This window comes from Morganella sp. EGD-HP17 (assembly GCF_000512315.2).
Classification (GTDB): Bacteria; Pseudomonadota; Gammaproteobacteria; order Enterobacterales; family Enterobacteriaceae; genus Morganella; species Morganella morganii.
This window is the reverse complement of record NZ_AZRH01000010.1, coordinates 44,476-66,067: the sequence shown is the minus strand read 5'-3', so window position 1 is coordinate 66,067 and position 21,592 is coordinate 44,476. Positions and strand designations below refer to the sequence as shown.

General features: G+C 51.9%; 20 protein-coding genes and 2 tRNA genes. 19 read left to right on the top strand and 3 right to left on the bottom strand.

Annotated elements, in window-relative coordinates:
* The first annotated feature begins 17 nt into the window (after positions 1–17).
* On the top strand, positions 18–404 hold the full coding sequence (locus X965_RS11875; RefSeq protein WP_004241382.1) for a DNA-binding protein: 387 nt from the start codon (positions 18–20) through the stop codon (positions 402–404).
* A gap of 41 nt (positions 405–445) precedes the next feature.
* Here the strand turns inward: X965_RS11875 and ispB are convergent, their stop codons facing one another.
* Positions 446–1,417: an octaprenyl diphosphate synthase gene (gene ispB / locus X965_RS11870; RefSeq protein WP_004234531.1), complete on the bottom strand. Its 972-nt coding sequence runs from the start codon at positions 1,415–1,417 to the stop codon at positions 446–448.
* Positions 1,418–1,679: 262 nt separating this feature from the next.
* On the opposite strand from ispB, the gene rplU reads away from it, so the two are divergent.
* The 3 genes from rplU (at position 1,680) to cgtA (ending at position 3,564) form a co-directional block, all read left to right on the top strand.
* Positions 1,680–1,988 carry a 50S ribosomal protein L21 gene (gene rplU, locus X965_RS11865; protein ID WP_004241383.1) on the top strand — a complete coding sequence of 103 codons (309 nt, stop codon included), beginning with the start codon at positions 1,680–1,682 and terminating at the stop codon, positions 1,986–1,988.
* A gap of 20 nt (positions 1,989–2,008) precedes the next feature.
* A complete protein-coding gene (gene rpmA, locus X965_RS11860) occupies positions 2,009–2,266 on the top strand; it encodes a 50S ribosomal protein L27 (protein ID WP_036418201.1) in 258 nt (85 codons plus the stop codon).
* Between the two features lie 128 nt (positions 2,267–2,394).
* Complete coding sequence (gene cgtA, locus X965_RS11855; protein ID WP_004234535.1) at positions 2,395–3,564, top strand: Obg family GTPase CgtA; 1,170 nt, start codon at positions 2,395–2,397, stop codon at positions 3,562–3,564.
* A gap of 73 nt (positions 3,565–3,637) precedes the next feature.
* Here the strand turns inward: cgtA and dacB are convergent, their stop codons facing one another.
* Complete coding sequence (gene dacB / locus X965_RS11850; RefSeq protein ID WP_172794093.1) at positions 3,638–5,050, bottom strand: serine-type D-Ala-D-Ala carboxypeptidase; 1,413 nt, start codon at positions 5,048–5,050, stop codon at positions 3,638–3,640.
* Between the two features lie 328 nt (positions 5,051–5,378).
* Here dacB and greA point away from each other — a divergent pair, with 328 nt between their 5' ends.
* Entirely contained in the window at positions 5,379–5,855 is a 477-nt protein-coding gene (gene greA, locus X965_RS11845; RefSeq protein ID WP_015422313.1) for a transcription elongation factor GreA, read from the top strand.
* 199 nt (positions 5,856–6,054) lie between these two features.
* Here the strand turns inward: greA and yhbY are convergent, their stop codons facing one another.
* Positions 6,055–6,348 (bottom strand): ribosome assembly RNA-binding protein YhbY, encoded by a 294-nt coding sequence (yhbY, locus tag X965_RS11840; protein ID WP_004234544.1) that lies wholly within the window; start codon positions 6,346–6,348, stop codon positions 6,055–6,057.
* 159 nt (positions 6,349–6,507) lie between these two features.
* Here yhbY and rlmE point away from each other — a divergent pair, with 159 nt between their 5' ends.
* The 14 genes from rlmE (at position 6,508) to pnp (ending at position 21,480) form a co-directional block, all read left to right on the top strand.
* On the top strand, positions 6,508–7,137 hold the full coding sequence (gene rlmE / locus X965_RS11835) for a 23S rRNA (uridine(2552)-2'-O)-methyltransferase RlmE (protein ID WP_004234546.1): 630 nt from the start codon (positions 6,508–6,510) through the stop codon (positions 7,135–7,137).
* A 48-nt stretch (positions 7,138–7,185) separates the two neighbouring features.
* Complete coding sequence (ftsH, locus tag X965_RS11830; protein ID WP_004234548.1) at positions 7,186–9,135, top strand: ATP-dependent zinc metalloprotease FtsH; 1,950 nt, start codon at positions 7,186–7,188, stop codon at positions 9,133–9,135.
* 140 nt (positions 9,136–9,275) lie between these two features.
* Positions 9,276–10,124: a dihydropteroate synthase gene (folP, locus tag X965_RS11825; RefSeq protein ID WP_004234549.1), complete on the top strand. Its 849-nt coding sequence runs from the start codon at positions 9,276–9,278 to the stop codon at positions 10,122–10,124.
* Positions 10,117–11,451, top strand: a complete 1,335-nt coding sequence (glmM, locus tag X965_RS11820; RefSeq protein ID WP_004234551.1) for a phosphoglucosamine mutase — start codon at positions 10,117–10,119, stop codon at positions 11,449–11,451. Before folP ends, glmM begins: the two co-directional genes overlap by 8 nt.
* 244 nt (positions 11,452–11,695) lie before the next feature.
* On the top strand, positions 11,696–12,034 hold the full coding sequence (gene secG, locus X965_RS11815; RefSeq protein WP_015422312.1) for a preprotein translocase subunit SecG: 339 nt from the start codon (positions 11,696–11,698) through the stop codon (positions 12,032–12,034).
* An 80-nt stretch (positions 12,035–12,114) separates the two neighbouring features.
* A tRNA-Leu gene (locus tag X965_RS11810) sits at positions 12,115–12,204 on the top strand.
* A 57-nt stretch (positions 12,205–12,261) separates the two neighbouring features.
* Positions 12,262–12,338, top strand: a tRNA-Met gene (locus X965_RS11805).
* Between the two features lie 196 nt (positions 12,339–12,534).
* Positions 12,535–12,987, top strand: a complete 453-nt coding sequence (rimP, locus tag X965_RS11800) for a ribosome maturation factor RimP (protein ID WP_004241392.1) — start codon at positions 12,535–12,537, stop codon at positions 12,985–12,987.
* 26 nt (positions 12,988–13,013) lie between these two features.
* A complete protein-coding gene (gene nusA, locus X965_RS11795; RefSeq protein ID WP_004234558.1) occupies positions 13,014–14,525 on the top strand; it encodes a transcription termination factor NusA in 1,512 nt (503 codons plus the stop codon).
* A 21-nt stretch (positions 14,526–14,546) separates the two neighbouring features.
* A complete protein-coding gene (gene infB, locus X965_RS11790) occupies positions 14,547–17,279 on the top strand; it encodes a translation initiation factor IF-2 (RefSeq protein WP_004234560.1) in 2,733 nt (910 codons plus the stop codon).
* Positions 17,280–17,351: 72 nt separating this feature from the next.
* Positions 17,352–17,762: a 30S ribosome-binding factor RbfA gene (gene rbfA, locus X965_RS11785; protein WP_036418187.1), complete on the top strand. Its 411-nt coding sequence runs from the start codon at positions 17,352–17,354 to the stop codon at positions 17,760–17,762.
* On the top strand, positions 17,762–18,706 hold the full coding sequence (truB, locus tag X965_RS11780) for a tRNA pseudouridine(55) synthase TruB (RefSeq protein ID WP_036418185.1): 945 nt from the start codon (positions 17,762–17,764) through the stop codon (positions 18,704–18,706). The genes rbfA and truB overlap by 1 nt, the downstream gene beginning before the upstream one ends.
* 121 nt (positions 18,707–18,827) lie before the next feature.
* Complete coding sequence (gene rpsO, locus X965_RS11775; protein WP_004234569.1) at positions 18,828–19,097, top strand: 30S ribosomal protein S15; 270 nt, start codon at positions 18,828–18,830, stop codon at positions 19,095–19,097.
* A 226-nt stretch (positions 19,098–19,323) separates the two neighbouring features.
* A complete protein-coding gene (pnp, locus tag X965_RS11770; RefSeq protein ID WP_004234571.1) occupies positions 19,324–21,480 on the top strand; it encodes a polyribonucleotide nucleotidyltransferase in 2,157 nt (718 codons plus the stop codon).
* The last annotated feature ends 112 nt before the right edge of the window (positions 21,481–21,592 follow it).

Sequence of the window (21,592 nt, the reverse complement as noted above, 5' to 3'; positions counted from 1 at the left end):
GGGTTGCAGGAGAAAAGATGAAAAAAGAATGGTATTCCGCGAAGGAATTGGTTGGTTTGGCGGGCTTGCCATCATCTCCTCAAGGTGTCAACCTGATGGCGAGACGGGAAGGCTGGCATCAGCGGCGCAAGCGCGGCGTGCAGGGAAAAGCAGTCGAATACAGTATCGATAGTCTGCCGGATGAAGTTCAGGCGATCCTGCATGCATGTGATAACAGCGCGAGCTATCAGGCGAAACGGCAGGATGCGTTTCTGATCTGGGTGGAAGCCTATTATCAGCTGACCAGAGAGGAACGGGAGAAAATTGTCACGTTCATTCTGCGGGAAGGGCTGGCTAAACTGATCCAGCATCTTGATGCACAGGAGCTTCCGGGCAGCCGGGAGCCGGACGAAAAACCGGAATAAAAAAACGGGATCTGTGAAGATCCCGTTTTCTCATGCAATGATCAGGCTGAGCGGCGGACTGCGATATGGGCCAGGCCGGCCAGTGCATCTTTGTACTGTGAGTCCGGCAGTGCGGACAGGGCTGCGATAGCTTTGTCCGCTTCTTCTTCGGCGCGGGCATAGGTGTAAGCCAGAGATCCGCAGCGCTTCATGGTTGCAAGAACCTGCTCCAGCAGGTGACGTCCGTTACCCTGTTCAATCGCCTGACGGATCAGCGCGGATTCTTCCGCATTACCGTTGTGCATGGCGTGGAGCAGCGGGAGCGTCGGTTTGCCTTCGTCGAGATCATCCCCGGTATTTTTGCCGAGTGTCGCGTTATCCGCATCATAATCCAGAACATCATCGATCAGCTGAAACGCGGTACCGAGAAAGCGGCCGTAATCCTGAAGGGCCTTTTCCTGTTCCGGTGTGGCACCGGCCAGAATTGCCGCAGATTGTGAGGCAGCCTCAAACAGGCGGGCAGTTTTGCTGTAGATAACCTGCATGTAATCCGCTTCGCTGATATCCGGATCGTTGCAGTTCATCAGCTGCAGCACTTCTCCTTCCGCGATCACGTTTGTCGCTTCTGACATCAGTTTCAGCACACGCATGGAATCCAGATCCGTCATCATCTGAAAGGATCGTGTGTAGATAAAATCCCCGACCAGCACACTGGCGGCATTGCCGAACACTTCGTTGGCTGTCTGTTTGCCGCGGCGCATGTCGGATTCATCCACCACATCGTCGTGCAGCAGGGTGGCGGTATGAATAAATTCGATCAGAGCCGCCACCTGAATATGTTTGTCGCCGTCATAGCCCAGAGCCCGGCCGGTCAGCACAGCGATCATCGGGCGGATCCGTTTCCCGCCGCCGCTGATAATGTAGTAACCCAGCTGGTTGATAAGCGATACGTCCGAGGTCAGCTGTTTTTGAATCTTTTGATTGACTGCGGTCATATCATCCGCAGTCAGCGCGATTATTTGTTCTGAGTTCATATGACTTGCTTTAACCTTGTTTTTGACATCCCGATCAAAGGTAATGGTTTATGATAGCAGCGTTTTTTTATATTTTATGATTGTACTGTAAAAAAGCTGCAAATAAACGGCTATCTGTAAAGTGACGTTTTTTTACCATTAGATCGTTTTCAGCACTTGTCATTTGCAGCGTTTTTGCGTAAAATCCGCGCCCTATTGTGAATAATTTTATAGTGCACTCTGAGAATCAAATTTTATGGGGTGTGCGGAAAGCGGAGTTAATATGTACGCGGTTTTCCAAAGTGGTGGTAAACAACACCGGGTCAGCGAAGGTCAAATCGTTCGCTTGGAAAAGCTGGACATCGCAACAGGTGAAACTGTTGAGTTTGACCAGGTTCTGATGGTTGCAAATGGTGAAGACATCAAGATCGGCGCTCCAGTCGTTGAAGGTGTTAAAATTAAAGCTGAAGTGGTTACACACGGTCGCGGCGATAAAATTAAAATCGTTAAGTTCCGTCGTCGTAAACACAGCCGGAAACAGCAGGGCCACCGTCAGTGGTTCACTGATGTTAAAATTACCGGTATCGCTTAAGTTAATAGGAGAGCAGATCAATGGCACACAAAAAGGCTGGCGGCTCGACTCGAAACGGTCGCGATTCTGAAGCAAAACGTCTGGGTGTAAAACGTTTCGGTGGTGAAGCTGTATTAGCAGGCAGCATCATCGTTCGTCAGCGTGGTACTAAATTCCACGCAGGCAGCAACGTAGGTTGCGGTCGCGACCACACTCTGTTCGCGTTAGCTGACGGAAAAGTCAAATTCGAAGTTAAAGGCCCGAAAAGCCGTAAATTCATCAGCATCGAAGCTGAATAAGTTTTTCACGTCTTAACCGAGTCCGAAAGCCCTGCAAACCTTTTGCAGGGCTTTTTATATGCGTAAAACGTCATCCCGGGTCATACTGAACCGGTAGTCCGGACACGGCAACGTTACGGAGAAAAGTAATGAAATTTGTAGATGAAGCTAAAATCCTGGTTGTGGCAGGAGATGGCGGCAACGGATGCGTGAGCTTCCGTCGCGAAAAATATATTCCGAAAGGCGGACCAGACGGCGGAGACGGCGGCGATGGCGGTGATGTATACCTCCAGGCCGATGAAAACCTCAATACCCTGATTGATTACCGTTTTGAAAAATCATTCCGCGCTGAGCGGGGTCAAAACGGCCAGAGTCGTGACTGTACCGGTAAACGGGGCAACGATATCACGATTAACGTGCCTGTAGGCACCCGTGTGCGCGATATGACCACCAATGAGGTACTGGCGGACATGTTGCAGCACGGACAGCGTCACATGGTTGCCAAGGGCGGATTTCACGGCCTGGGTAACGCACGCTTTAAATCATCCGTTAACCGTGCACCGCGTCAGCGCACCATGGGTACCCCGGGCGAAACCCGCGAACTCATGATGGAACTGATGCTGCTGGCTGACGTCGGGATGCTGGGGATGCCGAATGCCGGTAAATCCACCTTTATCCGTTCTGTCTCTGCGGCAAAACCAAAAGTGGCGGACTATCCGTTCACCACACTGGTACCGAGCCTGGGTGTGGTGCGGATGGATAATTCACAGAGCTTCGTAGTCGCGGATATCCCGGGACTGATCGAAGGCGCATCTGACGGTGCCGGTCTGGGGATCCGTTTCCTGAAACATCTGGAACGCTGCCGCGTGCTGCTGCACCTGATCGACATCTGCCCGGTGGATGAAAGTGATCCGGTGGAAAATGCGAAGATCATTGTCGGCGAACTGGAAAAATACAGTGAGAAGCTGGCAGAGAAGCCGCGCTGGCTGGTCTTCAACAAAGTCGATCTGATTGATCCTGAAGAAGCGAAAGCCCGTTCTCAGGCGATCGCGGATGCACTCGGCTGGGAAGATAAATTCTATATGATCTCTGCGGTTAATCACGAAGGCGTGAAAGCACTGTGCTGGGATCTGATGGAATTCCTCAACACCCATGCCCGCGAAGCAGTGGCCGAAGTACCGGCTGCGGACGCGAAAGTGGACTTTATGTGGGACGATTACCACAAAGAACAGCTTGAGCAGGCAGAAGACGATGATGACTGGGACGACGACTGGGATGAAGACGACGAAGAAGGTGTCGAGTTCATCTGGCAGAAATAATCGTCAGAATCCTGAGCAAAGAAAAACCCGGTGAATACGCCGGGTTTTTTATTGCCGTTAGTTTTTCAGCAACTCAGTAATTACGGTATAAATCTTTATACAAATGCCCTTCAAAGCGGACCAGCGGCACACGGCGGCTGCGCTGCTCGGCAGGCGGGACGGCATAAGCGGAAATAAACTGGACGAACGCAATGCGCTGTCCGCTGGCGGTGGTGAGGAATCCGGCCAGGTTATACACGCCCTGTAATGAACCGGTTTTGGCGGAGAGCTTACCGTTAACGCCCGCTTCTGTCAGACCGCCGCGGTATTGCAGTGTGCCGTCATAGCCGGAGAGCGGCAGCATTTTGATAAATTGCAGCTGATCATCATGCTTGGCTATAAATTGCAGCACTTCCATCATGGTCGCCGGGGTGATCAGGTTGTGACGGGATAATCCGGAGCCATCCACCATCACGGTATTGCCCATATCAATACCGGCTTTCTCTTTCAGTACCTGACGGACGGCCTGCTGGCCGGAACGCCAGGTGCCCGGCACGCCGTAATAGCTGCGGCCGATGGTGCGGAAAACTTCATCGGCAATCATATTGTCGGATTTTTTCAGCATTTTGGTCAGCAGAGCATGCAGCGGAGCGGATTGTGTTTGTATCAGTACGGTGCCCGGCTGTTCCGGGTGGGTCTGACGGCGGACATTGCCGCTCAGGGTGATCCCTGCATGGATCAGTTCATTTTTGACGATCGCCCCGGCGTAGCTTGCGCCGTTCTGGACACCGAATGCCAGCGGCAGCGGTTCGCTGCGCTGATTCATACAGCCGGTGATGGTATAGCGGTTCAGTTCACCCGGCACCACATCCAGCTCACAGAAACGCCCTTCGGCAGAGCCGCGTTCGAGGGTTCTGACCTCACTGAACATATTGACCGGATAATACTCCGAGGTGCGGATATAGGCGGTATCGCCGGGTTTTTCCCCCGGGTACAGCGTCACTGAAAAGCAGTTACGGTCGATGATCGCAGCGCCCGGCGGAGCACTGAAGCACTGGGTTAAATCATTCCACACCCAGCCCGGCGCTTTGTCATGACTGGCAAAGGCAGAGATATCGATCACCAGATCACCGTCGATGGCCTGTACCCCGGCTTTACGCAGTTCATTGACCATATTGCGGATCTGCTGGCGGGTGAGGGTCGGATCACCGGTAAAACGGGTGATTAAATCCCCTTTCAGGGTAGTGCCCTCAACATGTCCTTTGGTTTCCAGACTGGTGGTAAAACGGAAATCCGGCCCCAGCTGTAACAGGGCGGCAAGTGCCGTCACCACTTTCTGGGTACTGGCGGGCAGCGCCATCTGCTGCCCCTGATATTCCACGATTGGCTGAGAATCGCCCACCCGCTGTGCAATCATCGCCAGGTTTGTACCGGCGGGCAGATATTGGGTATATTGTTCGACCGGGGTGGCTGCTGCACCTGCAGCCAGTAATACTGACAATCCCATCGCATATGCGAGCCGGGTAAAAACATTCATTGAGCGACCTATCCATCACAATCGGGGGTGAGAGCCCGTTATACTAAAGCCACGGACCGGTAAAAGTAAACGATGACCCGCATTGCGCTCCGGGATAGAATACCGGGACAGGATCTCAGTTCAGCCCGCGCGGATAACGCGTCAACCGCGCTGACAGTATCCGCAGTGCGATGGCCGTATCAGCGCAGATTTACACGGTTTTACTTAATAGTAGTGTGCCACACATGGCGCATAAGGTACTGTTATCGTTTAATCAGGATGATATGACTATTACTTAGGAATGATTCAGAGGTAGAGAATGAAACAAATCCCTATGACGGTACGCGGCGCAGACCAACTGCGTGAAGAATTAGAATTTCTCAAAAATGAGCGCCGTCCGAAAATTATCGCTGATATCGCGGAAGCCCGCGAGCACGGCGATCTGAAAGAAAACGCAGAATATCACGCCGCCCGTGAGCAGCAGGGTTTCTGTGAAGGCCGTATTCAGGAGATCGAAGCCAAGCTCTCCAATGCGCAGGTGATTGATGTCACCAAAATGACCAACAATGGCCGGATTATTTTCGGTGCGACCGTTACCGTTTTTAACGTCGCAACGGATGAAGAGCAGACTTACCGCATCGTGGGTGATGATGAGGCTGATATCAAATCAAACCTGCTGTCAGTGAACTCCCCGATTGCCCGCGGCCTTATCGGTAAAGAGGTTGACGACGTGGTTGTCATCCAGACACCGGGCGGTGAAGTTGAGTATGAAGTAATCAATGTGGAATACCTGTAAGCTGCGTCGTAAAAAAACAGCACAATACGGATATTTCATCAGAAAAATGCAGTGAAAGGCGTTTTTACTGAACTTTACATCCGGGTGGCAGAGCACTGAGGCGGCCCGGATATGAAGAAAATCTGAAAGGAATGCCACCGGCCGGACGATATCATCAGAAATCATCTGCCGGTGGCATTTTTTTATAAATATGCAATTATCATTTAGGTAAAATGATCTTCCGGGCTTCCGACGGACGGTAGAGCACCAGAATTTTACCGATAATCTGCACATTGTAAGCACCGGTTTCACGCACAATCGCATCTGCAATCAAGGTTTTCATTTCACGGTCTTCGCCCGCGATTTTAACTTTGATAAGCTCATGATGTGTAAGAGCCACTTCAGTTTCTGCGAGTACGCCTTCAGTCAGACCGTTGTTGCCAATCATGACAACCGGGTTCAGATGATGAGCGAGTGCTTTCAGGTGCTGGACTTGTTTTTTAGTGAGGTTCATCGTTTTTTTTGCTTAATAACTATTGAAAACGGTGTATTCTACCGCCATATCATGCTTATCACCATCATTAGGTGAGGAGTACTGTCTGCGGTAACGGGACTTTTCGTCCGGTTATGCGAAAAAACTGAGTCAGAAATAACAGGTTAGTCGGAAAACACAATGGCCAATAAAAAACGTTCAGCAAGCTCCGGGCGCTGGTTACAGGAACATTTTAGTGATAAATATGTTCAGATGGCGCAAAAAAAGGGGCTTCGCTCTCGTGCCTGGTTTAAGCTCGAAGAAATTCAGCAGGGCGATAATATTTTCAGACCGGGCATGACTATTGTGGATCTGGGTGCTGCACCCGGCGGCTGGTCACAATATGCTGTTAATCACATCGGTCAGTCCGGGCGCGTTATTGCCTGTGACCTGTTACCGATGGATCCCATCGTCGGCGTGGATTTCCTTCAGGGCGATTTCCGTGACGAAAACGTGCTGAAAGCTCTGCTGGGGCGCGTGGGAGATAAAAAAGTCCAGGTTGTTATGTCAGACATGGCACCAAATATGAGCGGAACTCCGGCTGTTGATATTCCGCGCGCGATGTATCTGGTTGAGCTGGCACTTGATATGTGCCGTTCTGTTCTGGCACCGGGGGGCAGTTTTATTGTTAAAGTCTTTCAGGGAGATGGCTTTGACGAGTACCTCCGGGAGGTTCGTTCCCTGTTCACGAAAGTGAAAATCCGTAAACCCGATGCTTCGCGGGCCCGATCGCGTGAAGTATACATTGTAGCGACAGGGTGGAAAGTGTAGTACCCTGTGCGTTATTTGTTAACACAGATGTAATAAGAGGTTAATCCCTTGAGTGACATGGCGAAAAACCTAATTCTCTGGCTGGTCATCGCGGTAGTGCTGATGTCGTTGTTCCAGAGTTTTGGCCCAGGCGATTCAAACAGTCGTAAGGTGGACTACTCTACCTTCATCACTGAGTTAGCACAGGATCAGGTGCGCGAAGTCCGTATTTCCAATCGTGATCTTAACGTCAGTAAAAAAGACGGCTCCAAATACACGACGTACCTGCCGATGCAGGACAATCAGCTGCTTAACACCATGCTGAACAAAAACGTCACTGTGGTCGGTGAACCACCGGAAGAGCCGGGTATCCTGACAACCATTTTCATTTCCTGGTTCCCGATGCTGCTGTTAATCGGCGTCTGGATCTTCTTCATGCGCCAGATGCAGGGCGGCGGCGGTAAAGGTGCGATGTCCTTCGGTAAAAGTAAGGCACGCATGCTGACCGAAGATCAGATCAAAACCACCTTTGCGGATGTGGCCGGTTGTGATGAGGCCAAAGAAGAAGTTGGTGAGCTGGTGGAGTATCTGCGTGAGCCGAGCCGCTTCCAGAAACTCGGCGGTAAAATTCCGAAAGGTATTCTGATGGTGGGGCCTCCGGGTACCGGTAAAACGTTGCTGGCAAAAGCGATTGCCGGTGAGGCGAAAGTACCGTTCTTCACCATTTCCGGTTCTGACTTCGTCGAAATGTTCGTGGGTGTGGGTGCGTCCCGTGTCCGTGATATGTTCGAACAGGCGAAGAAAGCAGCGCCATGTATCATCTTTATCGATGAAATCGACGCCGTCGGCCGTCAGCGTGGTGCGGGTCTGGGCGGTGGTCACGATGAACGTGAGCAGACACTGAACCAGATGCTGGTTGAGATGGATGGTTTCGAAGGTAACGAAGGTATTATCGTTATCGCGGCAACCAACCGTCCGGATGTGCTTGACCCTGCGTTACTGCGTCCGGGCCGTTTCGACCGTCAGGTCGTGGTCGGTCTGCCGGATGTGCGCGGACGTGAGCAAATCCTGAAAGTGCATATGCGCCGTGTGCCGTTATCGCCGGACGTTGAACCGTCTGTGCTGGCACGTGGTACACCGGGCTTCTCCGGTGCGGATCTCGCCAACCTGGTGAACGAAGCTGCGCTGTTTGCGGCACGCGGTAATAAACGCGTTGTGACCATGGTCGAGTTCGAAAAAGCAAAAGATAAAATCATGATGGGTGCGGAACGCCGCTCTATGGTGATGACAGAAGAGCAGAAAGCCTCGACTGCCTACCATGAAGCCGGTCACGCTATCATCGGTCGTCTGGTGCCGGAGCATGACCCGGTACACAAAGTGACCATTATTCCGCGCGGACGTGCACTGGGTGTGACCTTCTTCTTACCGGAAGGGGATCAGATCAGCGCCAGCCGTCAGAAACTTGAAAGTCAGATCTCCACCCTGTATGGCGGCCGTCTGGCGGAAGAGATTATCTACGGGCCGGAAAATGTGTCCACAGGCGCATCCAACGACATCAAAGTGGCAACTAACATTGCCCGTAACATGGTGACGCAGTGGGGCTTCTCTGAAAAACTGGGGCCGTTACTGTATGCGGATGAAGACGGTGAAGTGTTCTTAGGCCGTTCTGTGTCAAAAGCACAGCACATGTCTGATGAAACTGCCCGGACTATCGATGAGGAAATCCGCGGGATTATTGAGCGCAACTACAAACGTGCGCGTCAGATCCTGATGGATAACCTGGATATCCTGCACACCATGAAAGATGCATTAATGAAATATGAAACCATTGATGCACCACAGATTGATGATCTGATGAACCGTGTGCCGGTCCGTGAACCTGCGGGCTGGGAAGGTGACAAGCCGAAAGCGGATACCCGTCCGCCGGAAAGCAGTAACCAGGTTCCGGTTCAGGAAGCACCTGAATCATCAGATGACAACAATGCTGCGCCGTCTGAAGACGACAACAAGCAGTCATAATTCATCATTCAGTTGTATGAAGCAGTAATATGAAAAACCCGGCGGAAAATCTGCCGGGTTTTTTTATATCTTTATCCCGCAGGAGTCAGGCATTACAATCACCTCACGATTGAAATAATAAACAGTAAGAAGGCCGGATTATGAAACTTACCGCACGCGGTCAGACACTTTCGCTGGCAACGCCGCAGGTGATGGGGATCCTCAATGTGACCCCGGATTCATTCTCAGACGGCGGTACACACAACACCCCCGCCAAAGCACTGGAACATGCCCGGAAAATGATTGCGGAAGGCGCGACGATTATTGATATCGGCGGTGAATCCACCCGTCCCGGAGCAGCAGAAGTCAGCCCTGAGCAGGAAGCGGAGCGGGTTATCCCGGTTGTGGCAGCGATTGCCCGTGAGTCGGATGTCTGGATTTCAGTGGATACCTCAAAAGCGCTGGTGATCCGCGAAGCCGCAAATGCAGGGGCTCATATTCTCAATGATATCCGCTCATTCAGTGAGCCGGGGGCATTACAGGCAGCGGCACAGAGCGGCCTGCCGGTTTGTGTGATGCATATGCAGGGAGAACCGCGTACCATGCAGCAGGCACCGCACTATCAGAATGTGGTACGCGAGGTGTATACGTATCTTGAAGCGCAGGTGGCACGTTGTGTGGCGGCCGGAATTGAAAAAAATCACATAATTCTCGATCCGGGCTTCGGTTTCGGAAAAACACTGGCGCATAATTATCAGTTATTGGATAAATTAGACCTGTTTCATAACCTGGGATTACCGGTTCTCGCCGGAATGTCACGAAAATCTATGATTGGCCAGCTGATGGATATTCCCCCGGATGAACGGGTTGCCGGCAGCGTGGCCTGTGCAGTGATTGCCGCGATGAAAGGTGCGCAGATTATCCGTGTTCATGATGTGAAAGAAACTGTCCAGGCCATGAAAGTGGTGGAAGCAACCCGTTTAGCGAAGGAAACAAACGACAATGAGTGATCGCAAATACTTTGGTACTGATGGCATCCGCGGAAAAGTGGGTGACAGCCCGATTACCCCTGATTTTGTGCTCAAACTGGGCTGGGCAGCCGGGAAAGTGCTGGCACGTCACGGCTCACGTAAAATTATTATCGGTAAAGATACCCGTATTTCCGGCTATATGCTGGAATCCGCACTGGAAGCCGGTCTTGCCGCCGCAGGGTTATCCGCCTCATTTACCGGCCCGATGCCGACACCGGCGGTCGCTTATCTGACCCGTACTTTCCGTGCTGAGGCCGGTATTGTTATTTCCGCCTCTCATAACCCGTATTATGACAATGGCATCAAATTCTTCTCCATCGACGGCACCAAGCTGCCTGATCACGTGGAAGAAGCGATTGAAGCCGAGATGGAAAAACCACTGACCTGTGTGGAATCCGCCGAACTGGGCCGTGCAAACCGTATTGTGGATGCTGCCGGCCGTTACATCGAATTCTGTAAAGGGACATTCCCGAACGAGCAGAGCCTGAACGGGCTGAAAATGGTGATCGACTGCGCACACGGCGCAACCTATCACATCGCACCGAACGTATTAAGTGAACTGGGTGCGGAAGTGATTGCTATCGGCTGTGATCCGAACGGTATCAACATTAACGAAAAATGCGGTGCAACGGATGTCCGTCAGTTACAGGAACGTGTTCTGGCTGAAGGCGCAGATGTCGGCCTGGCATTTGACGGTGACGGCGACCGCCTGATCATGGTGGATCACCTGGGTGAAAAAGTGGACGGTGACCAGATCCTGTTTATCATTGCCCGCGAAGCACTGCGCCAGGGACAACTGCGCGGTGGTGCTGTCGGCACACTGATGAGTAACATGGGGCTGGAGCTGGCACTGAAACAGCTGGGTATTCCGTTTGAGCGCGCGAAAGTCGGCGACCGTTACGTGCTCGAAAAACTCCAGGAAAAAGGCTGGCGTCTGGGTGCGGAAAACTCCGGTCACATCATCCTGCTGGACAAAACAACCACCGGTGACGGCATTGTGGCGGGTCTTCAGGTGCTGAGTGCGATGGTGCGCAACAACATGAGCCTGCACGACCTGTGCAGCGGCATGAAACTGCTGCCGCAGGTGCTGGTGAATGTCCGCTTTGCCGGTCAGCACGACCCGCTGACAAGCGAGGAAGTCACCCGCGTGGCACAGGAAGTGGAAAAAGAGCTGAACGGCAAAGGCCGTGTGCTGCTGCGTAAATCCGGTACCGAACCGCTGATCCGTGTGATGGTGGAAGGGGAAGATGAAGCGCAGGTCACTGCAATGGCAAACCGCATTGCAGACGCGGTGAAACGCGTATAATTATTTATGATGTGAATGACAGAGCCGGAAAAAATTATTGCGGTTTCCCCCCGGCTCTGTCAGAATCCGCCCCTTATTGTTGTTTTTTTCCGCAACCGGTGCGCCTGGCTTAAAATAGACTTGCGCGTGCGCGTTTGTTTGGTTAGTATTCTGACCCGCTCAGCAAGGTAATTAGGTTTATCTGTGAGTGTGCAGATTGATACCGAATCAGTCGGTATACCGTACGAGGAATAGGTACACGTTTATGTATACAGCTCTCTTAGTCGTTTTCTTACTTGTTGCGATTGCCTTAGTAGGCATGATCTTAATGCAGCAGGGGAAAGGTGCGGACATGGGTGCTTCGTTCGGTGCAGGCGCGTCTGCAACACTGTTTGGTTCTTCGGGTTCAGGTAACTTCATGACCCGTACCACAGGCATTTTAGCAACACTGTTTTTTGTACTGAGTTTGGTTCTGGGCAACATGACCAGCAATAAAACCGGTACAGGCAGCAAGTTTGATAATCTCGCTCAGCCGGTGCAGACAGAACAGAAAACAGATGTTCCCGCAGCACCAGCAGCTCCTAACAGCGATATTCCGCGCTGATTGTTGCAAGTCTGAAGTAAAAGTTTTAAACGGGATTGATACACACCATCAGTCAGTTCCGTAAAAAAGAGCAGTTCAGTGCCGAGGTGGTGAAATTGGTATACACGCTACCTTGAGGTGGTAGTGCCTACAAAACGGGCGTACGGGTTCAAGTCCCGTCCTCGGCACCATTTAGTTTCACACTTGCGTTTTGCAGGTGATCAGCGTAGAATTTTTCACGTTTCGAACGCGGGATGGAGCAGCATGGTAGCTCGTCGGGCTCATAACCCGAAGGTCGTCGGTTCAAATCCGGCTCCCGCAACCACTTCTTATAACAAATCGTTTTTTCCAATGTTGATTGTATCAACAACTCTTACGTTATCCCTGATTTGGAAAAAAGATTAAGAAGTGTGATGTACACAGGGTCCAGTTGCATAAAGCCCCGAAATTTCGGGGTTTTTTGTTATCAGTCAACAGAGATACTGGGCGTTATGCCCTTTTTTTATGTCCCGGGGGTGGTCTTGTCCACATTAGAGCAGAAATTAACAGAGATGGTCACTGCACCTGTCGAAGCACTCGGTTTTGAGCTTGTCGGCGTGGAGTTTATCCGCGGCCGCGTGTCAACACTGCGTATTTTTATTGATAGTGAAGAGGGTATCACTGTTGATGATTGCGCGGACGTGAGCCACCAGGTCAGTGCCGTTCTTGATGTTGAAGATCCTATTACAACCGTTTATAACCTTGAGGTTTCGTCTCCGGGTATGGAGCGTCCGTTATTTACGGCTGAACATTATCAGCGGTTTACCGGTGAGGAAGTCTCACTGACTTTACGAATCGCAATGCAGAACCGTCGCAGATGGCAGGGTATTATCAAAGCCGTCGACGGTGAAATGATCACGGTTACAGTGGATGGCAAAGACGAAGTGTTCGCACTTGGCAACATCCAGAAAGCTAACCTGGTACCCCACTTTTAATATAAAGTTCAAAAGAGGCAACTAGGATGAATAAAGAAATTCTGGCTGTTGTTGAGGCAGTTTCTAACGAAAAATCGCTTCCTCGTGAGAAAATTTTTGAGGCTCTGGAAACTGCGCTGGCAACCGCCACTAAGAAAAAATACGAACAGGAAATTGATGTTCGTGTGGAAATCGACCGTAAATCCGGTGATTTTGATACCTTCCGCCGCTGGATGGTGGTAGAAGAAGTCACTCAGCCGACCCGTGAAATCACACTGGAAGCGGCTGATTATGAAACGCCGGGCATTCAGTTAGGCGAATATATCGAAGATCAGATTGAATCTGTCACCTTCGACCGTATCACCACTCAGACCGCAAAACAGGTTATCGTACAGAAAGTACGCGAAGCTGAGCGTGCGATGGTGGTTGATCAGTTCCGCGAGCAGCAGGGCGAAATCATCACCGGTGTGGTGAAAAAAGTGAACCGCGAAAACATTACCCTCGATCTGGGGAATAATGCGGAAGCAGTCATTATGCGCGAAGATATGCTGCCGCGTGAGAATTTCCGTCCGGGTGACCGTATCCGCGGAGTTCTGTATGATGTTCGTCCGGAAGCCCGTGGGGCACAATTATTTGTGACCCGTTCCCGTCCGGAAATGCTGGTCGAATTATTTAAAATCGAAGTGCCGGAAATCGGCGAAGAGATTATTGAAATTAAAGCGGCTGCCCGTGATCCCGGTTCCCGTGCGAAAATCGCGGTGAAGACCAATGACAAACGCATCGACCCTGTCGGGGCATGTGTGGGAATGCGCGGCGCCCGCGTTCAGGCCGTTTCCGGTGAGCTGGGCGGCGAGCGGATTGATATCGTGTTGTGGGATGACAACCCGGCGCAATTCGTGATTAATGCAATGGCTCCGGCAGATGTTGCATCCATTGTTGTCGATGAAGACAAATGCACAATGGACGTTGCTGTGGAAAGCAGCAACCTTGCACAGGCTATTGGCCGTAACGGCCAGAATGTGCGTCTCGCTGCACAACTGCTGAAAAAACATCGTGGTGATGACAAATGGGAACTGAACGTCATGACCGCGGAGGAACTTAACGCGAAACACCAGGCGGAAGCACACGCTTCCATTGAAACTTTTGTTAAGCATCTCGACATCGATGAAGATTTCGCAACCTTATTAGTGGAAGAAGGTTTCTCCACACTGGAAGAACTGGCGTATGTGCCGGTCAGCGAACTTCTGGAAATCGACGGCCTCGAAGAGGAAACCGTTGAAGTCCTGCGCGAACGTGCAAAAGCCGCTTTAACAACGCTCGAACTGGCACAGAAAGAGAGCCAGTCAGGTACCACACCGGCGGATGATTTGTTAAACCTTGAAGGCATGGACCGCACACTGGCATTCACCCTGGCTTCCCGTGGTATTTGTACCCTTGAAGATCTCGCAGAGCAGGGTATCGATGACCTCACGGATATCGAAGGTCTGAATGATGAGAAAGCAGGTGAACTCATCATGGCAGCGCGTAATATCTGTTGGTTTGGCGACGATGCATCTTAATTTGTAGCGGGAAGGAGCAGCATGACAGAATCGGTAAAATCACTGGCAGACGAAATTCAGACTTCCGTAGAGCGCCTGGTACAGCAGTTTGCTGATGCCGGCATCAAAAAAACGGCGTCTGATAACGTTTCCCAGCAAGAAAAAGAGGCCCTGCTGGCCCATCTGAACCGCGAACAGGGCGGGGCAAGTCAGCCGGGTAAATTAACACTTCAGCGCAAAACTCGCAGTACGCTGAGTGTTCCGGTAACCGGTGGCAAGAGCAAATCGGTTAATATTGAAGTCCGCAAAAAACGCACATATGTAAACCGCGATGCCGCTGAACAGGCAAAAGCCGCGGAAGAGCAGGCACAGCGTGAAGCGGAAGAGCAGGCAAGACGCGAAGCTGAAGAGCAGGCCCGTCGTGAAGCCGAAGAAAAAGCCAGACAAGAGGCGCAAGCCAAACGTGAGGCTGAAGAAAAGGCAAAACGCGAAGCGGCAGCAGCGAAAGTAACTGAACAAGCGGCAGAACCGGCTAAGCGTGAAGCAGCGGAAAAGAATAACGTGAAAGAAAATAAAGCGAAATCAGCCCCGGCTGATACCCGGGAAAACAGCGAAAAAGTGCGCCGCGAAGCCGAAGCCGCTGAAATCAAACGCAAAGCTGAAGAAGAACAGCAGCGCAAACTTGAAGCTGAAGTGAAACGTGCAGCTGAAGAAGCGCGCCGTCTGGCCGAAGAAAACGGCGAGAAATGGTCTGCTCCTGTCAGTGAAGAAACAGAAAGCGCGGACTATCACACCACCACCTCTGCTCACGCCCGTGAAGCGGAAGATGAAAGTGATGCGAAAGTTGAAGGTGATAACCGCGGCCGCGGCCGTGGCGCGAAAAACGTCCGCCAGAAGAAAAACAACCGTCACTCTGAGAAAGCCGATCGCGAAGAAGCCCGTGCGCAACTGCCTCGCGGTAAGAAACAGCGTAAAGGCAGCTCACTGCAGCAGAGCTTTAACAAGCCGGTTGCAGCGGTTACCCGTGATGTGGTTATCGGTGAAACCATCACTGTTGGTGAATTAGCCAACAAGATGGCGGTAAAAGGTTCTCAGGTCATTAAAACCATGATGAAGATGGGCGCTATGGCGACTATCAACCAGGTGATTGACCAGGAAACCGCACAGCTGGTTGCCGAGGAAATGGGTCACAAAGTTATCCTGCGCCGTGAGAACGAGCTGGAAGAAGCGATCCTGAACGACCGTGACATGGGTGAAGCACAGGCTGAACCACGTGCGCCGGTTGTGACCATCATGGGTCACGTTGACCACGGTAAAACCTCTTTACTGGACTATATCCGTTCCACCAAAGTCGCCTCCGGCGAAGCGGGCGGTATTACCCAGCACATCGGTGCTTACCATGTGACCACCGATAAAGGCGCTATCACGTTCCTGGATACTCCGGGACACGCCGCGTTTACCTCCATGCGTGCCCGTGGTGCGCAGGCAACGGATATCGTTGTTCTGGTTGTCGCAGCGGACGATGGCGTGATGCCGCAGACTATCGAAGCTATCCAGCATGCGAAAGCAGCGGGTGTGCCGGTTGTGGTTGCGGTGAACAAAATTGATAAACCGGAAGCCGATCCGGATCGCGTACGTAACGAACTGTCTCAGTACGGCATCCTCTCTGAAGAGTGGGGCGGTGAGACTCAGTTCATCAGCGTTTCCGCGAAGAAAGGTATCGGTATCGACGATCTGCTCGATGCTATCCTGCTGCAGGCTGAAGTTCTTGAACTGAAAGCAGTGCGTGCCGGTATGGCGAGCGGTGTGGTTATCGAATCTTACCTCGATAAAGGCCGTGGTCCGGTCGCCACTATCCTGGTACAGAGCGGTACACTGAACAAAGGCGATATCGTGCTGTGCGGCTTTGAATACGGCCGTATCCGTGCGATGCGTAACGAACTGGGTCAGGATATCACCGAAGCGGGTCCGTCCATTCCGGTGGAAATCCTGGGTCTGTCCAACGTACCGTCTGCCGGTGATGAAGCGACAGTTGTCCGTGACGAGAAGAAAGCCCGTGAAGTGGCACTCTATCGTCAGGGTAAATTCCGTGATGTGAAACTGGCACGCCAGCAGAAAGCCAAACTGGAAAACATGTTTGCTAACATGGAAAGCGGTAAGGTTTCTGAACTGAACATCGTTCTGAAGACTGATGTGCAGGGTACCTGTGAAGCTATCACCGATTCACTGATGAAACTGTCAACTGATGAAGTCAAAGTGAAAATCATCGGTTCCGGTGTGGGTGGTATCACTGAAACTGACGCCACGCTGGCTGCGGCATCCAACGCGATTATCCTCGGCTTTAACGTCCGTGCGGATGCATCAGCGCGCCGCCTGATTGAAAGCGAAAGCGTTGACCTGCGTTACTATTCCGTAATCTACAGCCTGATTGATGAAATCAAACAGGCAATGAGCGGGATGCTGGCGCCGGAATTCAAACAGGAAATCATGGGTCTGGCAGAAGTCCGTGATGTGTTCCGTTCACCGAAATTCGGTGCCATCGCCGGTTGTATGGTGACGGAAGGAACTATCAAACGTAATAACCCTATCCGCGTTCTGCGTGACAACGTGGTTATCTATGAAGGTGAGCTGGAATCTCTGCGCCGCTTCAAAGATGACGTTGCTGAAGTCCGTAACGGGATGGAATGTGGTATCGGTGTCAAGAACTACAATGATGTCCGCCCGGGAGACATGATTGAAGTCTTCCAGGTGATTGAAGTTCAGCGAACTATCTGATCACCTGACGGTATGACATAACATGATATAATTGGGGGGCTTATGGCCCCCCGAATTTTCAGGAGAGAAACTATGGCGAGAGAATTCAGCCGTACTCAGCGCGTTTCACAGGAAATTCAGAAAGAAATTGCGATTATCCTGCAGCGTGAAATTAAAGATCCCCGTGTGGGGATGGCAACGGTATCCGGCGTGGATTTATCCCGCGATATGGCCTATGCCACGGTATTTGTTACCTTTCTGAACTTTATGGATGAAGACCATAATTCAGAGCAGGTGAAAACAGGTATCAAAGTCTTAAATGATATTTCCGGCTACATTCGTTCCCTGCTGGGGAAAGAGATGCGCCTGCGCATTATTCCGGAACTTAAATTTGAATATGACAGCTCTCTGGTCGAAGGGATGCGTATGTCTAACCTGGTGTCTGATGTGATCAAACACGACCTGGATATGCGTAAATCTGCGGACGACAAAGAGGGTAACTGATGGCACGCCGTCGTCGTGGCCGTAATATTAACGGCATTGTCCTGCTGGATAAACCGCAGGACATTTCATCCAATGATGCATTACAGAAGGTCCGCCGTCTGTTTAATGCCGCCAAGGCCGGTCACACCGGCGCGCTGGATCCGCTGGCGACCGGTATGCTGCCGGTCTGCCTCGGTGAAGCAACCAAGTTTTCACAGTTCCTGCTGGATTCCGACAAACGTTACCGCGTGATTGCCCGCCTGGGGCAGCGTACGGACACCTCAGACTCACAGGGTGAGGTGATCAGTGAGCGCCCGCTGTCATTCACGGCGGAACAGCTTGCGGCTGCCCTGGAGTCATTCAGGGGCGATACCTTACAGGTACCGTCCATGTATTCCGCGCTCAAGCATCAGGGACGTCCGCTGTATGAGTATGCCCGCAAAGGCATCACCATAGAGCGGGAAGCCCGCCCGATCACGGTGTATGAACTGCTGTTTATCCGCCATGAAGGGGATGAGCTGGAGCTGGAAATTCACTGCTCGAAAGGCACCTATATCCGCACTATCATTGATGATCTCGGTGAGAAACTCGGTTGCGGTGCTCATGTAACCATGCTGCGCCGGTTACAGGTGGCCACGTATCCGGCAGAACGGATGGTGACACTGGAACAGCTTCAGGAAATGCGCCGTGTGGCGGATGAGTCTGAAACTCCGCTCGAAACCGCACTGGATCCGCTGCTGCTGCCGATGGATACCGCCGTGTCACATTTCCCGCAGGTCAATCTGACGGACGTGACTGCCGGGTATTTTAAGCTGGGGCAGCCGGTACGGGCTCCGCATGACCTGGCACCGGAGACATTAACCCGCGTAACGCAGGGTGATGACGCGCAGTTTATCGGCCTTGCGGTGATCAGTGAGGACGGGCTGGTGGCACCGCGCCGTCTTGTTGTGGAATACACGGAATAAGCATTGCCGCATCTTGCGTTCAGGGCGCAGGCGGCGTAGAATAACGCGGCAATTTCCCTGAGATGCTGAATTAGAGATCGGCACTCATTTTTATTAATCAAAGTATATTTGGAGTTCTATTATGTCTCTAAGCACTGAAGCGAAAGCGAAAATTGTCGCTGATTTCGGTCGTGGCGAAAACGACACCGGTTCAAGCGAAGTTCAGATCGCGCTGCTGACTGCACAGATCAACCACCTGCAGGGTCACTTTGCAGAGCACAAAAAAGATCACCACAGCCGTCGTGGTCTGCTGCGTATGGTTGCTCAGCGTCGTAAGCTCCTGAACTATCTGAAAGGCAAAGACTTAGCAAGCTATACCTCAATTCTTGAGCGTCTGGGCCTGCGTCGCTAATTCAGACAAGTTTCAGTGGAAAGGGGCCGACGGCCCCTTTTCTTCTGAATGCGGCACACTGAGCTGTTGCCGCAATAATAACGATTCTTCGGTACAGCTATTCGCGCGGCTAATGAGAGCACTTTCCGGCAGCAGGAAAAGGTTGTCATTAGTCGCGAGGATGTATCTGAAGGAACCATTTCACTACTTACCCCTGCCGGGGTGAGAGACCCAGAAGGATATTATTTTGTTAAATCCGACAATCCGTAAATTCCAGTATGGTCAGCACACTGTCACTATCGAAACCGGCATGATGGCCCGTCAGGCGACAGCAGCTGTAATGGTTAACATGGACGACACCGCGGTATTCGTTACCGTTGTCGGCCAGAAAAAAATGAAACCGGGCCAGGACTTCTTCCCGCTGACCGTAAACTATCAGGAGCGTACTTACGCAGCCGGCCGTATTCCGGGGAGCTTCTTCCGCCGTGAAGGCCGTCCGGGCGAAGGCGAAACCCTGATCGCACGTCTGATTGACCGTCCGTTACGTCCGCTGTTCCCGGAAGGTTTCCTGAACGAAGTTCAGATTATCGCAACCGTGGTGTCTGTGAACCCGCAGGTTAACCCTGATATCGTGGCAATGATTGGTGCCTCAGCGGCGCTGGCACTGTCAGGTATTCCGTTCAACGGCCCGATTGGTGCGGCACGTGTTGGTTTCATCAATGACCAGTATGTTCTGAACCCGACCACTGACGAATTAGCGGTAAGCAAACTGGATCTGGTTGTTGCCGGTACCAAAGGTGCGGTTCTGATGGTTGAATCAGAAGCACAGCTGCTGACCGAAGAACAAATGCTGGGTGCGGTCGTGTTCGGTCACGAGCAGCAGCAGATTGTTATCGAAAACATCAACGCACTGGCCGCTGAAGCCGGTAAGCCGAAGTGGGACTGGCAGCCTGAGCCTGTTAACCAGACTCTGCGTGACCGCGTTGCTGAACTGTCTGAAAAAGCGCTGGGTGATGCTTACCGTATCACTGAGAAACAGGATCGTTACGCACAGGTTGATATCATTAAAGATGCAACCATCAGTGCACTGGAAGCTGAATTTGCCGCACGCGGCGAAGAGCTGACCGGCGAACTGAAACATGAAATCAGCGACATCCTGGCTGCGGTTGAGAAATCTGTTGTCCGTACCCGTGTTCTGAACGGCGAGCCGCGTATCGACGGCCGTGAAAAAGACATGGTCCGCGCACTGGATGTCCGCACCGGTGTTCTGCCGCGTACTCACGGTTCTTCTCTGTTCACCCGTGGTGAAACTCAGGCGCTGGTAACAGCAACTCTGGGTACTGCCCGTGATGCACAGACTCTGGATCAGGTAATGGGTGAAATCACTGACACCTTCCTGTTCCACTACAACTTCCCTCCGTACTGCGTGGGTGAAACCGGTATGGTCGGTTCACCGAAACGTCGTGAAATCGGCCACGGCCGTCTGGCGAAACGTGGTGTGCTGGCAGTGATGCCATCCCAGGAAGAATTCCCGTACACCGTGCGTGTGGTTTCAGAAATCACTGAATCCAATGGTTCTTCTTCTATGGCGTCAGTCTGTGGTGCATCTCTGGCACTGATGGATGCAGGTGTTCCTGTGAAATCAGCGGTTGCCGGTATCGCGATGGGTCTGGTGAAAGAAGACGACAAATTTGTGGTTCTGTCTGATATCCTCGGTGATGAAGACCACCTCGGCGACATGGACTTTAAAGTTGCGGGCAGCCGTGACGGTATCAGCGCCCTGCAGATGGATATCAAAATCGAAGGTATCACCAGCGAAATCATGCAGGTGGCTCTGAACCAGGCCAAAGGTGCGCGTCTGCACATCCTGGGCGTGATGGAACAGGCTATCAACTCACCACGTGCTGATATCTCTGAATTTGCACCGCGCATTCACACCATCCGCATCAACCCGGACAAAATCAAAGACGTTATCGGTAAAGGCGGTTCTGTGATCCGTGCCCTGACCGAAGAAACCGGCACCACTATCGAAATCGAAGATGACGGTACTGTGAAGATTGCTGCAACTGACGGCGATAAAGCGAAGATGGCTATCCGCCGTATCGAAGAAATCACCGCAGAAGTGGAAGTCGGCCGTATCTATAACGGTAAAGTTGTCCGTATCGTTGACTTCGGTGCTTTCGTGGCTATCGGCGGCGGTAAAGAAGGTCTGGTGCATATTTCTCAGATCGCTGACAAACGCGTTGAAAAAGTATCAGATTATCTGGAAATGGGTCAGGAAGTACCGGTCAAGGTACTGGAAATCGACCGTCAGGGTCGTATCCGCCTGAGCATGAAAGAAGCAGTCAGTCAGGATGCAGCTCCGGCTTCGGATGCAACCCCTGATGCAAATAACGCTGAATAAAATTTGACGTAAGTCGTGGCGTCCTGTAAAAAGGGCGCCATTCGGCAAAAAAAGCAAAATGCACTCGGTTATTGTCAGTCAGAGGATTATCCTTTCAGGGATCTGACTTCGG